Source organism: Streptomyces sp. NPDC052236, from assembly GCF_044548015.1.
Lineage (GTDB): Bacteria > Actinomycetota > Actinomycetes > Streptomycetales > Streptomycetaceae > Streptomyces.
The window spans coordinates 57,668-73,092 of sequence record NZ_JBIUBL010000034.1 but is presented as its reverse complement, the minus strand read 5'-3'; the positions used below and the strand labels follow the sequence as shown (position 1 = coordinate 73,092).

Below are 15,425 nucleotides of genomic sequence, written 5' to 3'. Positions count from 1 at the left end.
ACGATTCCCTCTGCTCGATTGGTTCTGGTTGATTCTGTTCACAATGTTGTGAAGGAGCGCTATGGGCAGCAGGCATCGCACCGGCCGCACCGTCTGGGGGACAGCGCTCGCGGTTCCCCTGATGCTCGGCGCGGGACTCGTCACCGCACCGGCCGCAGGCGCGGCCGCGCCGGGCAGCGCGGTCACGGTGCGGATCGACCCGTCCTACCAGCAGCAGGAGTTCGAGGGATGGGGCACGAGCCTCGTCTGGTTCGCCAACGCCACGGGCGGCTACCCCGACCCCATCCGTAAGCAGCTGGCCGAGATGCTGTTCGGCGAAGACGGTCTTGGCCTCAACATCGCGCGCTACAACATCGGCGGCGGCAACGCCCCGGACGTACGCACCGACTATATGAAGCCGGGCGCCACCATGGAGGGCTTCTGGAAGGCCCCCGAGGGAACCACCCGACAGGACATGGACTGGTGGCAGCCCGAGAACCCAGACCACTGGAACTGGGCCGCCGACGCCAACCAGCGCTGGTGGGTGGATCAGATCAAGGACAAGATCACCCGCTGGGAGGCGTTCAGCAACTCGCCGCCGTGGTTCCAGACGGTCAGCGGATACGTATCCGGAGGCTTGGACTCCAGCAAGGACCAGATCCGTACTGACCGCGTTGACGACTTCGCCACGTATCTGGTGCGCGCGACCGAGCAGCTGGAGAAGGCGCACCGCATCAAGTTCGACACCATCGCCCCGCTCAACGAGGCGAACACGCCCTACTGGGGCACCCAGCTCGGCCCGGACGGCCAGCCGGTGGGCGGGCGCCAGGAGGGCGCGCACGCCGGTCCCGATCTCCAGCAGAAGGTCATCCTGGCGCTCCGGAGCGCCCTCGACAACGCCACGACCAGCGCCGGCATCTCCGCGATGGACGAGACCAACCCCAGCATCTTCACCCAGAACTGGAACGCCTACGGCCCTCCGACGCGAGCCGCCGTCGACCAGCTCAATGTGCACACGTACGGCACGGGCATGCGCACCAGCGCCCGCGACATCGCCAAGGGCGCGGACCAGAAGCTGTGGATGAGCGAGGTCGAGGGCACCTGGGGCACGGGCACCGACTTCACCAGCATGGAGCCGGGGCTCGGGATCGCCACCCGGATGATCGATGACATGCGCGAACTGGAGCCCTCGGCGTGGGTGTTCTGGCAGCCCATCGAGGACTCCATCCCGCAGGCCGCGGCGGGGAAGAACTGGGGCAGTATCCACGTCCCGTTCAACTGCACGGCCACCGACACACTCAAGACCTGCCCGATCCGGACCAACACCAAGTTCCACACCATCCGCAACTTCACCCAGCACATCCGCCCCGGTGACCGCTTCGTGAAGGTCGACGACGCGTCGAGCGTCGCCGCGGTGAAGCAGTCCGGCCGCGCGGCAACGGTCGTGCACGCGAACAGCGGTACGTCGTCGCGCGCCGTGACCCTCGACCTCTCGCGCTTCGGCCAGGTCTCGCGGCGCGCCTCCGTGACCCCCGTGGTGACGAGTGCCGACGGCGCGCTCGTACGAGGCGAGCCGGTCCGCGTGAGCGACCGCACGGCCACGCTCGTCGTCCCCGCGAAGTCGGTCACGACCTTCCTGGTCGAGGGCGTCCGCGGCGTGGCGAAGGACGCCGCTCTCGTCCAGCCCGGCCATGTCTACCGGCTGCAGGGCGCGCAGAGCGGAAAGTCGCTGGCCCCGTCCGACGACGGGACCGGACTCGTCATCCGTACGACAGACTCCGGCAGCGAAGCGCAGCTGTGGTCCGTGCGGAAGCTGACCCCGGGCAACGACAACCGCGAGCGTTACGAGATCGTCAACGCGGCCACCGGCAAGCGGCTCGCCGCGCGCGAGAACGAAGCCGTACTGGAAGAGCCGGACCCGGACAGCGGCGCGGTCGGCGAGGCCGCGCAGTGGATCATGTCAACGACCGGCGACTCCACCTGGACGTTCGTCAATGCCGCCACCGGCCGCCTTATCGAGGTCGCCGGGCAGTCCTCCACGGACGGCGCGAAGGTGTCGACGTGGACCACGACCTCGGCGGCGAACCAGCGGTGGACCGCGACCGACGAGACGGTGCTGCGCACCCGGCCGGTCGAGGCGTTCACGGTCCCCGGCCTGGCACCGAAGCTGCCCGAGACGGTGACACCCGTGTTCCGGGACGGCGCCCGGGGGACACTCCCCGTGGTGTGGACCCTCCCGTCGGACCGGGCATGGCGCAAAGCCGGGACGGTACGAGTCACGGGCCAGGCAACCGATGTGCGCGGGCTGAAGATCCCCGCGCAGGCAGTCGTCACCGTCGACACCATCGCCTCGACCCTCCCCGCTCGTGCCAAGACGTACGTGGGCGGGCGGCCTGAACTCCCGGCCACGGTCACCGGCGTCGGCGCACATGGCGGCAAGGCCGGTCTTCCCGTGACCTGGAACCCCGCGCCGGACGGGGCGTTCGACACCACCGGGGTCGTGACGCTGCGCGGAGTCGCCCAGATCGTCGGCGGCTCCACGGCCGCCGCGACCGTACGCGTGCAGGTCACCGAAGCGGCGGAGAGGAACGCCGCGCTCGACGACGGGGTCGCGGTCAGCGCCACGTTCACCGAGAGCGGGTACTCCGCGGCGGGCCTGCGCAACGGCAATCCGGCCGAGAAGGCCTGGTCGAACTGGAAGTCCGGGACGAAGAACCCCTCCGACACCATCACCTTCAAGCTGCCGGCGGCACAGGACGTGCGGCGGATCGTGACGCACTTCCACCGGGACGGGGACACCGCCAGCTTTGCCCAGAGCCTGAAGGTGCAGGTGCGGGCGGCGGCCGACGGCGCGTGGGTCGACGCGAGCGGCGATGTCCAGGTGGGCACGGAGGGCACACCGGTGGTCGACGTCCCGCTGTCGGCGGGACCGGCGACCGAAGTCCGCGTGGTCATGACCGCGCGTCCGGGCGGCTACCTCACGGTGGGCGAGATCGAGCTGTACGCCAGGACACCCGGGGTCTCCTCGGACGACACGGCCGCGTCGATCGAGGTGGCCGGGGTTCCCGTGGCACCGTTCGACCCGGACACGACCAACTACCGGGTCGTCACCGGGCAGCCGGGCCGCAGCGCGGTCACGGCGACGGCGGGCGACCCGTATGCGACCGTCACGGTGACGGCCGAGAAGGCGAGCAAGAGCCATCGGACGGTGGCCGTCGTCACGGTGACCAGTGAGGACGGGACACGGACGCGGAAGTACCGGCTCGAACTCGTACGGCGCTGAGGCGCTGCCGGGGTGACCGGGGTGGCCGGACGCCTCGATTTGGCCCGTTCTGATAGAACGATTCGGTGATCGAATCAAACCGTGGAATGACGCTGCCGCAGGTGCTGTTGGACGCTGCTCTGGCGGCACCTGCGCAGGTCATCGTCCACGTTCGCGGCGATGGCAGCGAACGCGTCGTCACGCTGCGCGAGCTGTGCGACGAATCGCTGCGGGTCGCCGGTGGCCTGCTCGCCGCCGGACTGTCCCCGGGGACATGCGTGCCCATCGTCGCGGACCGCAGCGACGACTTCCAGCCCATGTTCTGGGGCGCGCTCGCGGCAGGTCTGGTGCCCGTACCGCTGGCTCCCGACGCGCGGTTGATTCTCCCGGTGTGGGAGCTGCTCGGCCGGCCGCCCGTTGTTGTCGATGAGTCGACCGCGCCGCTGCTCGCCGAACTGCCTGCGGACGTACGCCCCTTGGGCCTGGCAGCGCTGCGGGAGGGGCAGGCGCCTGACCGGCTGCCGGTGCGGGCGCCGGACGATCTGGCGTTCCTGCAGTTCTCCTCGGGCTCCACCGGGTCGCCCAAAGGCGTTGAACTGACCCATGCCTGCGTACTCGCCAACCTGGAACAGATACGGATCGCGACGGCCCTCACGCCCGACGACGTGGTGGCGAGCTGGATGCCGTACTTCCACGACATGGGGCTCATCGGCACGCACCTGGCGCCGCTCGCCGCACGGGCCAAGCAGGTGAAGCTCGGACCGCTGTCGTTCGCCAAACGGCCGCTGATGTGGTTCGAGATGGCGGAGCGGCACCGGGCGACCATCCTGTCGGCGGCGAACTTCGCGCTGGCCCTGGCCGTACGACGGATCCCGGACGCGGCGCTCGCAGGGCTCGATCTCTCCCGCGTACGACTGCTCCTGGTGGGCGCGGAGCCCATCTCGCCGACGGTGTGGCGCGAGTTCGCCCGCAGGACCCGGCCGGCGGGGCTCGACGCGCGGGCCGCTCAACCCGTCTACGGCCTGGCGGAGGCCACGGTGGCGGTCGCGTTCCCGCCGCTGGGGGAGGTGGCGGCGCCACTGGTACTGGACCGGGCGGCGCTGAGCCGTGGCCGGGCGGTGGACGCCGCGGCGGGCGCGCCCGCCGCGGAGCGGGTGGAGCTGATGGATGTGGGGCATCCGGTGCCCGGCTGTGCGGTGCGCGTCGTGGACGACGGGAGGACGCCGCTGGGTGACCGGTGGGTCGGGCACATCGAGGTCCGCGGCCCGCAGGTGGCACGCGGCTACCACGGCCTTCCCGAGGCGACCGCCGCGGCGTTCGCCGACGGGTGGTTGCGCACCGGCGACACGGGGTTCCTGCGCGATGGCCGACTGTGTGTGACGGGCCGTCACAAGGATGTGCTCTTCATCAACGGCCGGAACTTCTACGCTCCGGACCTCGAAGCGGTCGCGGCGGACACGCCCGGGCTGCCGCCGGGAACGGCAGCGGTCATCGGCTCCACCGATCCGGTGACCGGAGGAGAGCGCGTCGTGGTCTTCGTCCAGTGGGCGAGGCCGCCGCGCGCCACGGTGGACGGTGTCCTGGACCGGGTGGCGGCGCGGGTGCGCGAGGTGCTGGCGCATGACGACGTACGGGTGCTGCCGCTGGCCGCGGGGGCGTTTCCCCGTACGACGAGCGGCAAGGTGCAGCGGCAGCGGCTGCGGGCCCGCTTCGAGGCGGGGAAGTACGCCGGGAAGCTCGGCGGTGTGGTGCCGGGTCCGGTCGGGGCTGTGGTTGAGGCTGCGGTCGGGGCTGCGGTCGGGGCTGCGGTTCCGACACCGCAGCTCCGCTCGCGCAGGGACACCGAAGGTGCCGTCCGTCGTATCTGGGCGCAGGTGCTGGACCTGCCGGAGACCGAGATCGGCTTGCAGGATCGTTTCCTCGCCCTGGGCGGTTCGTCGCTGAAGGCCATGCAGGTGCTGGCCGCGCTGGAGGACACGTTCGGTATCACCGTGCGACCGTCCGTCCTGCGCGACTGTGACACGGTCGCCGCACTCGTGGATCAGGTACTCGCGGGGGAGACCGACGGGCCGCGCCCCCTGGGGGTCGCGGCGCAGCGCGATGCCCCGGCCGCCGCCACCGCGACCCCCGCCATGACCGCGACCACCGCGATCACCGGGATGGCCTGCCGGTTCCCCGGCGCGGACACTCCGGAGGCGTGGTGGGACCTCCTCGCGGCGGGCCAGGACGCCGTCACCGAAGTCCCGGCGGGCCGGTGGCCGGCACCGGGCGACGGGACCGCCCGCTGGGGAGCGTTCCTCGACGATCCGGGCGCCTTTGACGCGGGCTACTTCGGTGTGGGCGAGGAGGAGGCCCGCGCGATCGATCCGCAGGCGCGGCTGTTCCTGGAACTCGCACACGAGGCCCTGGAGCGCGCGGGCTACGCGGGTCCGCGACGGCGGGACCGCCGGATCGGCGTCTTCGCGGCGGTCGGCGAGAGCGGGCACCGGGAACTGCTCGCCCAGGGCCTTGCCGAGCGTGCGGACCTCGCCGGGCCTGCCGGATTCCCCGGGCCTACCGGATTCGGCGGAGCCGGAGTTACCGAATCTGACGGGGCTGCTGGATCCGCCGGGTCCGACGGGGCTGCTGGAACTGCCGGACCTGCATGGTCTCCCGGACCCGCCGGAGCTGGGTCTGCCGGACTTGCTGGACCCGTGGGCCTCGTTGGCTCCGCCGAGACTGCGGGAGCTGTGGGACTTGACGGGCCCGCTGGATCTGCGGGGCCTGGGGGACTCGCCGGGTCTGCCGGGCCCGCTGAACTTGCCGGGTCTGCCGGACGTGCCGGAGCCGTAGCGGCTGGATCCGCCGGAGCTGCGGGACCTGCCGGACTTGCCGGGCCTTCTGGTGCCGCTGGTGCCGGGCTTGCTGGACATGCCCGGTCCGCCGGGCCCGCCGAGGCTACGCGGCCTGCCGGATCCGCCGGGTCCCCCGGGCCCGCTGGACCTGCCGGGTCTGCCGGGTCTGCCGGACGCGGCGGAGCCGTAGCGGCCGGGTCTGCCGGGTCTGCCGGACGTGCCGGAGCGGCTGGATCCGCCGGAGTTGCGGGACCTGCTGGACGCGTCGGAGCCGGAGCTACCGGACCCGCCGAGCGATCACAGCCGGGCGTTCTCGCGTTGCTCGGCAGTCTGCCCAATCTCATCGCCGCCCGCGTCGCGCAGAGTCTGGACCTGGACGGACCTGCGATCGCCGTCGACACCGCCTGCTCCTCCGCCCTCGTCGCGCTCCACCTCGCCCGCCGCAGCATCGAGGACGGCGAATGCGACATCGCCGTCGTGGGCGGGGTCAACCTCAACCTCACACCGACCGCGTACCAGCATCTGGAAGCGGCACAGGCGCTGTCGCCCACCGGGCGCTGCCGCGCCTTCAGTTCCGCCGCCGACGGCTTCGTCCCCGGCGAGGGCGGCGCGGTGATCGTGCTGACCCGCCTCGATGACGCGCGACGCGCGGGCGACCCCGTACTCGCCCTGGTGCGCGGCACAGCGGTCAACAACGACGGCCGGTCGCTGAGCCTGATGGCGCCGAATCCGTTGCGGCAGCGCGAGGTCGTCGCGCGGGCGTACCAGGACGCGGGTGTCGATCCCGGCACAGTGTCCTACGTGGAGGCCCACGGCACCGGCACGGCGATCGGCGACCCGATCGAGATGAAGTCACTCGCCCACGCCTTCCCGCCCCGCGCGGACGGAAAGCCGCGGCTGCTCGGCTCGGTGAAGACCAATCTCGGCCATCTGCTCAACGCCGCCGGAATGCCGGGCCTGGTGAAGGTCGTACTGGCGCTGGGCCACCGGCAGCTTCCCGCCTCCCTGCACCACGCACCGCCCGCGCCCGCCCCCGCCCTCGCCGGATTCGACGTGGTCACCGAACTGCGCGACTGGGCCGGGCCGGGCCCGCTGACGGCCGGGGTCAACGCCTTCGGCTTCGGCGGCACCAACGCGCACGCCATCCTTGAACAGGCCCCACCGGCGCCGCCCCACCAGCCGTCCCCGGTCCCCGGTCCGCACCTGCTCACGCTGTCGGCGCGCAGTGCCCCGGCCCTGCGCGCAGCCGCGTCCGCACTCGCGGCCCATCTGTCGGCCCACCCGGCGCTGGACGAAGGCGACGTCTGCGCGACCGCCAACACCGCCCGGGACGACGGCCCCTGCCGCCTCGCCATCGTGGCGGACGGAGACCTGGCGGAACAGCTCGCCGCCGGGCCCGCCCACACGATTGCGCGGTCGAGCCCCAGGACTGTGTTCCTCCTGCCCAGCCAGGGTGCGCAGGCCCCGGGGTACGGCCGTGAGCTGTACGAGAGCGCGCCGGCCTTCCGGGAAAGCCTTGAGAAGGCGTCCGAACTCCTCGGCCCGGTGCGCGGGCGCAGCCTGGCGGCATGGTGCCTGGACTCCGATGTGACACCCGCCGAACTCGCCCGTACGGACGTCGCCCGGCCACTGACTGTCGCGTTCGGCATCGCACTCGCCCGCCAGCTCCAGGCCTGGGGTGTGCGCCCGGACGCCGTCGTGGGCCACGGGGTCGGCGAGATCGCCGCGGCATGCGTCGCCGGAGCGCTCAGCCTCGATGACGCCATGGCGGGCGCGATCACGGCACAGTGGCAACTGGAGGAGCCCGCGGACTGGGCGGCGCGGTTCGGCGCCGCCGTCGAACGGACGATGGACGCCGGGTACGACACGTTCCTCGAACTCGGCCGCGGGGCCACTCTGGCAGGGGCAATCCGCGCCGTCGCGCCGGCCGGGGCTGTCGTGTCGGCGGCGCTGCCGACGGACACCAGTGCCGATGTGCGGGCTCTGCTGGAGACCCTGGGGCGGCTGTGGTCGCGTGGCACGGCCGTGGACCGTACGGCCCTCGCCGCCGGACGGGCCCGCGTAGCCCTGCCCACCTACCCGTTCCAGCACCAGCCGTCATCGGTCGAACCCCCGAGGTCGGGACTGCTGCACCGTTTCGTATGGCAGGGCTCTCCGGTGACGGCCGACGGCGGGGCGCGTACGGTCGCGCTCGTCGGGCCGGACTCGCCGATGCTCCGAGGACTTGCCCAACGGATCACCGCGCCCGAGGGCGGCACGGTGCCGGACACCATTGTGCTGATCGCCGGGCCCGCTGCCGACCTCGACACCGTGGCGGCGCTCGACACCACCCAGCACACCACCCTGACGACGTTCCACGAGCTGCTCCGGCAGCTCGGTGACGCCCGTCCCGCCCGGCTGATCGTGGTCACCGAGGACGTACACGCCACAGGTGTCGCCGCCCGCGAACAGCTCCGCCCCGCACAGGCGTTGTTCACCGGGCTCACCCTCGCCCTGCCGGAGGAGATTCCCGGACTCGTGGCGGCCGGCGTCGACCTGTCCTCGCTGGACAGCCTGGCCGACCGTCTTGACGCCCTGGAACACGAGCTGGCCGCACCAGGCGTACCGGGTCCGGCCTCCACCGTCGCGTGGCGGGCGGGCCGCCGGCTCACCCGTACACCCGTGGCCGTAGCGACCGACACGGCCCAGTCCGCGCGTCCCCTCCCCGCCGACGGGACGTACCTGATCACCGGCGGCGGCAGCGGGATCGGTGCCGCGCTCGCCCGTGACCTGGCGGGCCGCGGCCGGCCCACCCTCGTACTCGCGGGCCGTTCCCCGCAACCGCCCGCGCAACTGCTCGAAGACCTCGACGCACTCGGTGCCTCGGCGCGCTACCGCGTTGCCGACGTCTCCGTCGAGGCGGATGTCGACGCGCTCCTGGCAGAGCTGCCTGCCCTGGACGCGGTCTTCCACGCCGCCGGAGTGGTGCGCCCCGGCACACTGCGGACCAAGACACCCGAGGAGATGGCCCAGGTCCTCGCCGCGAAGACGCGTGGCAGTCTCCTCATCTCCCGGGCCCTGCGGCAGTACGGCCACCGCCCCGCCGTGTGTGTGGCCTTCTCCTCGATCGCGTCGGCGCTGCCCGGCCTGGCGGGCGCGCTCGGCGACTACGCGGCGGGCAACGCCTTTCTCGATTCCTTCGCCGCCGCCGAACGAGCGGCAGGCAGGCCCTGGCAGTCACTGAACTTCGCCGCATTCGCCGAAACGGGGCTGGCCGCCGCGACAGGCATCCGGCACGCCGTCGCCGCCCGCGGACCGGCCCAGCTCACCACCGATGCCGCGCTGACGGCCCTTCACGCGGCACAGAGCGTCGACGCCGCTCAGCTGCTGGTCGCCGACCTGACGACGCCGGCGCCCGCCCCAACCGCACCCGCACCCACACCCGCGCCCGCTGCCTCCCGCGCAGTCGCGGCGTCTGCGTCCGGCGTCGCCGACGTCGTACGCGGGCTGCTGGCCGTGGCATTGGACCGTACGCCCGGCACCATCCCCGACGACGAACCGTTCCTCGCCATGGGGCTGGACTCCCTCGCCGCCGTCGATCTCGTCAAGCAGCTCGAAAAAGAGCTGGACGCGCCGCTCTCGACCACGCTCTTCTTCGAACACCGGACCATCCGCGAGCTCGCCGCCCACGTCGAGGGCGGCACCTCCGGCGACGCACCGCGGCCCGCACCGAAGCCGGTCACAGCCGAGGCGGACGGCGGCGCTGCGTTCCCGCTCACTCCGGTGCAGCGCGCCTTCCACACCAACGGCCGACTGCACCAGGACGTCTGCTCCTACGGGTATGTACGGCAGACGATCAGCGGCCCCCTCGACGCCGGACTGCTGGGACAGGCCCTCGCCTTCCTCGCGGAGCGGCATCCCATGCTCCGTATGCGTATCCGGCCGGGCAGCGCCGGGCGGCCCGAGCAGTCCATCGCGCCGCCCGCACCCCTGTCCGCCTGGTACGAGATACGTGACCTGGCGGGCAGCGGGGAGGGGCTCGAAGGACTCGAAGAGCTCGAAAAACTCGAAGAGGCCCTGTGCAACGAGCCCTTCGACCTCGCGGCCGAACCGCCCGTACGCGCTGTGCTCGCCCGTGAAAGCACGGAACTCGCCCACCTCGTCCTGGTGATCCACCACGCCGCCGGTGACGGATACAGCCTGAACATCCTCGGCGAGGAACTGTGGTCGGTCTACACCGCGCTCACCCAGGGCCGTACGCCGACGCTGCCTCCGCTCGAAGCGGACTTCGCCGAGTACGCGGACGCCTCCGAGGCAGCACGGTCCTCGACGGCATTCGCCCAGGACCAGCGGTACTGGCGCGAAGCCCTGGCCGCGCGGGCCGAGCCGCCGTGGCTTCCGTACGACCGCGATCCGGGCGCGCCGCCCGCGCCGCCGCTCGCGGCCCATCAGGTGGCCACCGACCCGGCGCTCACCGCAACGCTCCGAGAATGCGCCGCCACGCACGGCGTTTCGCTGTTCCACCTCATGCTCGCCGCGTACGCGCGCTCTCTGGCGCGGTGGAGCGGACAGCGCGACGTGGCCGTCAACGTCGCCCGCGCCCGCCGCGAGACGCGGCTCAACGGCGTCGAGCGACTGGTCGGTCCGCTCGCCGACACGCTGCCGCTGCTCGCGCGGGTCGACCCCGACGAGCCGGTGCCGGAACTGGCCGAGCGGCTGCGGCGGGTCTGGCTGGAGAGCGAGCGGCATGCGAGTCTCACCAGCCTCGACCTGGCCAGGCTCCTGCCCGCCGACAGCCGTGGACCACGTACGGCAGGCCCGGCGGGCTTCAGCTTCGCCCGCTTCCCGGCCGCGACTGCCGATGGCTGCCCCGTCACCGTACGGCCGACCGCGGCCGGAACCGCGTCCGCCGCGACCCGACTCTCCCTGCTGTGCTGGGAGGACGGGGCAACGCTGCGCTTCTCCTGGAACTTCCCGGTTTCGCTCTTCGACCGGGCGACCGTGGCCCGCCTGGCGCGGGAGCATGCGGAGGAACTGGCCCTGCTGGCCGCCAGGCCCGAGGAGACAGCGGCGTCACTCGCACCCGTCTCGGTCGCCGAGCGCCTGTACGACCGGTTCCGAGCGACCCCGTACGCCGTCGCCATCGACACCGGCACGACCACGATGACCTACGGGGCGCTCGATCGTGCCTCCGCAGGGCTCGCCGCCCGGCTGCGCGCCCAGGGCGTGGCCGCCGGGGATCTGGTGGGGCTGCTCACCGAGCCGGGCGTCGACACCGTCGACACCGTCGTCGGTGTAGTTGGCATCCTGAGGGCCGGTGCCGGATGGGTACCGCTGGACTCCGGCCACCCGGCGGCCCGCCTCGCCGACCAGCTCGCCCGGGCCCAGGTCCGTACCGTGGTCTGCCACACCGCCACGCGCGCGTTGGCCGACGGGGACGCCGGTGTCGTACCGGTCTGCGTCGACGATCCGGCACCGGCCCCGCAAGGCACCGATGCGGTCGTCCGCGACCCGGAAGCGACCGCCTATGTGATCTTCACGTCCGGCTCCACCGGCCGCCCCAAGGCGGTGCCCATCACGCACCGGGCCATGGAGAACTACCTCGACTGGGCCCTGGACACCTTCGGGTACCACGCCGGTGACCGGCTCGCCCAGACCGCTTCGGTCTGCTTCGACGCCTCGGTCCGCCAGTTGCTCGCCCCACTGCTCGTCGGCGCCACGGTGGTGACCGCGGACCGCCATGTCGTACGTGACCCCGAACTGCTCCTCGATCATGTCGAGCAGACCCGGATCACGGTGTGGAGTTCGGTACCGACCCTGTGGGAGCAGCTGCTCACGGCCGCCGAGTCCCGGGTACGACGGGGTTTGGCACCCCCCGACCTGTCGGCGCTGCGCTGGATCCACGTCGGCGGTGAGGCACTGCCCGCCGCCTATGTCCGGCGCTGGTACGACCTGTTCGGCGCCGGGCAGCGCATCGCCAACCTGTACGGGCCGACGGAAGCCACGATCAACGCGACCTGTCACATCATCGACGCCCGCCCCGGCGACGACGTGCGCGGGCTGCCGATCGGCCACCCCGTAGCGGGGACCCACCTGGAGGTGGTGGACCAGGACGGACGCCCCTGCGCCCCCGGCGAACCCGGTGAACTGCTCATCGCCGGAACCGGCCTGACACCCGGCTACCTCGGCGAGCCGTCGCTCACGGCTGCCGCCTTCACCGAGCGCGACGGCCGACGGTGGTATCGCAGCGGTGACCGGGTCCGCCGTGGTCCGAAGGGCGCGCTGGAGTTCCTCGGCCGCCTCGACGACCAGGTGAAGATCCGTGGACACCGGGTGGAACTCGGCGAGATCGAGGCGGTGTTGCAGACCCACTCCGGTGTGGCCCGCGCAGCCGTGGTTCACCGGAACGACCGGCTGACGGCCTTTGTCGAGCCCCGGCGCGATGTCCCGGCGCCGGACGCGGCGGCGCTGCGGGCCCACCTCGCCGCCATCCTGCCGGGCTATATGCTTCCGGCCCGTATTGAGCTCGTAGAGGCGCTTCCGCTCACCGACACAGGCAAGATCGACCGCCGCCGGCTCGATCCCGCGACCGTTGCCGGTACCCATGGCGGTGGCACCCCTCCGGCGACCGTGACCGAGTTCCGGCTGGCACAGATATGGTCCGTGCTGCTGGACGTTCCGACGGTCTGCCGCGAGGACGACTTCTTCGCCCTCGGCGGCGACTCCCTCCTCGTCCTGGAGGTGTTCGCGCGGCTGGAGAAACAGTTCGCGGTACTGCCCAGACCGACCGTCATCTACGCGCACGGCACACTGGCCGCGCTCGCCGCACAGATCGACGCGACGGCGGACGAGCACGACCCGGTCGACTCCACGGGAGCGGAGGACTTGCCGACCGGCACCGGACCATCGCCGTACTCGCTCACTCCCACCCAGCGTGGCTTCCTGCTCGCCGAAGCGCTCGCGCCCGAAACCAACTCCGCCTGGCTCGCCCGCCTGCGCCTGCGGGGGCCGTTGCGTACCGCCCACTTCCAGGGCGCGGTCGACGTTCTCGTCGCACGTCACCCCATGCTGCGTACCGTCTTCCCCGCCGGAGCCCGGCCGCCGGTCCAGCAGGAGCTGCCGCCCTCGATGCGGCTCCCCGTCGACTTCGAGACGCTCGCCTCGCCGGAGCTGCTCGACGCCCGGGTCGCCGCGGAACAGCGCCGCCGCTTCGAGCCGTGGACCTGGCCCTTGCTGCGTCTTCGGCTCCTCACCGTCGCACCGGACGAGCATGTGCTCCTCGTCCACGCGCACCATCTCATCGGGGACGGCTACAGCGCGGCCCTGTTCGGACGGGAACTGCTCGCCGTCTACGACCGTCTCGGCCGTGGCGAGCCGGCCGGGCTGCCTCCGCTGCGCGCCACGTTCCGCGACTACGCGGCCCTCCTCGAACGGCCGGTGCCCGCGGCTGCCGAGGCCGCCGCGGATCCGGCAGCCGACGCCTGGCGATCCCGCCTGACCGCCCCGTACCGGCCCCCGGTGCTGCGCACGGGCACCGACGGCCGGCACACAGGTCACCGGAGCCAGGGGTTCCTGTCGGCCGGATTCACGCTGGACGCGGAGCACGTCGACGGGCTGCGCCGACTGGCCGCCGACGCCGGGGCGACGCTGTACGCGCCGGTGCTCACCGCGTACTACCGGGCACTGACCGAACTCACCGGTCAACAGGACCTCGTACTGGGCCTCGCCGTCAGCGGGCGAGATCATCCGCTGCCGGACGCGAACCGCCTGTTCGGCCCGTTCGCCGCGGCTGTGCCACTTCGGCCGGGTGCCCCGGCGAGCCACCGGGACTTCGCCACCGACCTGCGCCGGGTCGCGGCCGAGGTCGCCGCTGCCAGGACATCCACAACGTACGGAGGCAATGGGGACAGCGGTCAGCGGCTGCCCGGCGGACTGCCGCTGTCCGCCCAGTTCTTCTTCACCTTCCTCGACTTCTCCGCACTCGGCCCGCCGGTCAGCGACTCGCTGACCCTGTCCTGGGACGAGGGGGACACCGAACTCGCGCCGCCTCCCGTGGGTACGGATGTGTTCCTGGCGGTCCGCCCGGTCGGCGAAGGCCTGCGGGTTACGCTGCGGGCCGCGGCAGCCGCCCTGACCCCGGCGGCTTTCACGGTGTTCACGGACGCGCTGCGCGACCAGCTCAGCCAATCGGTCCAGGTTGCGCGCGGGCCGGAGCTGGACGCCGCGCTCGTCGGCTATCTGCCGTCCCCGGCACACCTCGCCGGGCTCGTCGGGCTGCCGACTCAGACGCTGCCCCGCGAGGAGTTGCGCTCCCTGCTGTTCCCCGACGCCCGCCCCCGCCTCCTGGAGGAGCTGACCACGCCGCTCGGCCGCTCCGGGTTCATCTGCCTCCCCCTGTTCGCCGACGAACTCGCGCCGGGCGAGGCCCTCGTCGGCCATACCGCGCGGGCGGTGGCGCACGCGATGTCACTCGGCGCGCGGTGCGTGTCGCTGGCCGGCATGATCCCCGCGCTCACCGGCTACGGCTTCGGGGTCCTGCGGGAGACGGGCGCGGCGCCCGTCACCACCGGCCATGCGGCCACGGCGGTGTCTGTCGTCAAGACCGTCCAAGCCGCGCTGGACGCCACTCGCCGCGAGCTGAGCGGGCTCGTCGTCGCTGTGGTGGGCCTGGGTTCCATCGGGAGTTCGTCCCTGGAACTGCTCCTGACCCAGGCTCGGCGCCCACCGGCCCGGCTGTTGCTGTGCGACGTCGCCGGAAGCGGGCCGCGCCTGAAGGAACTTGCCGATGACCTGCGCCGCCGCGGTCTGGCCGAGTCCGTAAGTCAGGTGGAGTCCGATCCGGGGCTGCCCGCCGCCGTATACGAGGCCGACCTCGTCGTCACCGCGGTCAGCGGCGGGGGAACGCTCCTTGACGTCGACAGGCTGCGGCCCGGCACGATCGTGGTCGACGACTCGTTTCCGCACTGCTTCGACGCGGCACGCGCCATTGAACGGATGCGGCGACAGCGTGACGTCATCGTCGTCGGCGGCGGACTGTTCACCGTCGGAGACACCGAGAGGCGGGTGACCGAGGGGCTTCCGGCGATGGCCGCCGCCGGTTACGCGGCGCAGCCATGGTTGCCGGGCACGATCGCCTCCTGTCGGCTGGAATCGCTCCTGCACGCCGCCGACTCCGCTGCCGACTCCGACTCCGCGTCCAGCCTGCCGCTGGTCCATGGCCTGGTCGACGGGGCGCTGGCACGCGCGTACTGGCGAGCGCTGGAGGCGGCCGGGGTACGGGCCGCGCCGCTGCACCTGCTCAACTACACGGTCGATATCGCGTCGCTCGCCGATTTCCCGCGGGGGAGGTGAACCGATCGGTACGGGACCCG

Annotated in this window: 2 protein-coding genes; both read left to right on the top strand. The window is 72.4% G+C overall.

Annotation, left to right across the window (positions count from 1 at the left end; all coding sequences use genetic code 11):
* The first annotated feature begins 61 nt into the window (after positions 1–61).
* Positions 62–3,262: an RICIN domain-containing protein gene (locus tag ACIHCQ_RS38430; RefSeq protein WP_399673162.1), complete on the top strand. Its 3,201-nt coding sequence runs from the start codon at positions 62–64 to the stop codon at positions 3,260–3,262.
* An 86-nt stretch (positions 3,263–3,348) separates the two neighbouring features.
* Complete coding sequence (locus tag ACIHCQ_RS38425; RefSeq protein WP_399673215.1) at positions 3,349–15,405, top strand: amino acid adenylation domain-containing protein; 12,057 nt, start codon at positions 3,349–3,351, stop codon at positions 15,403–15,405.
* Positions 15,406–15,425 lie beyond the last annotated feature (20 nt).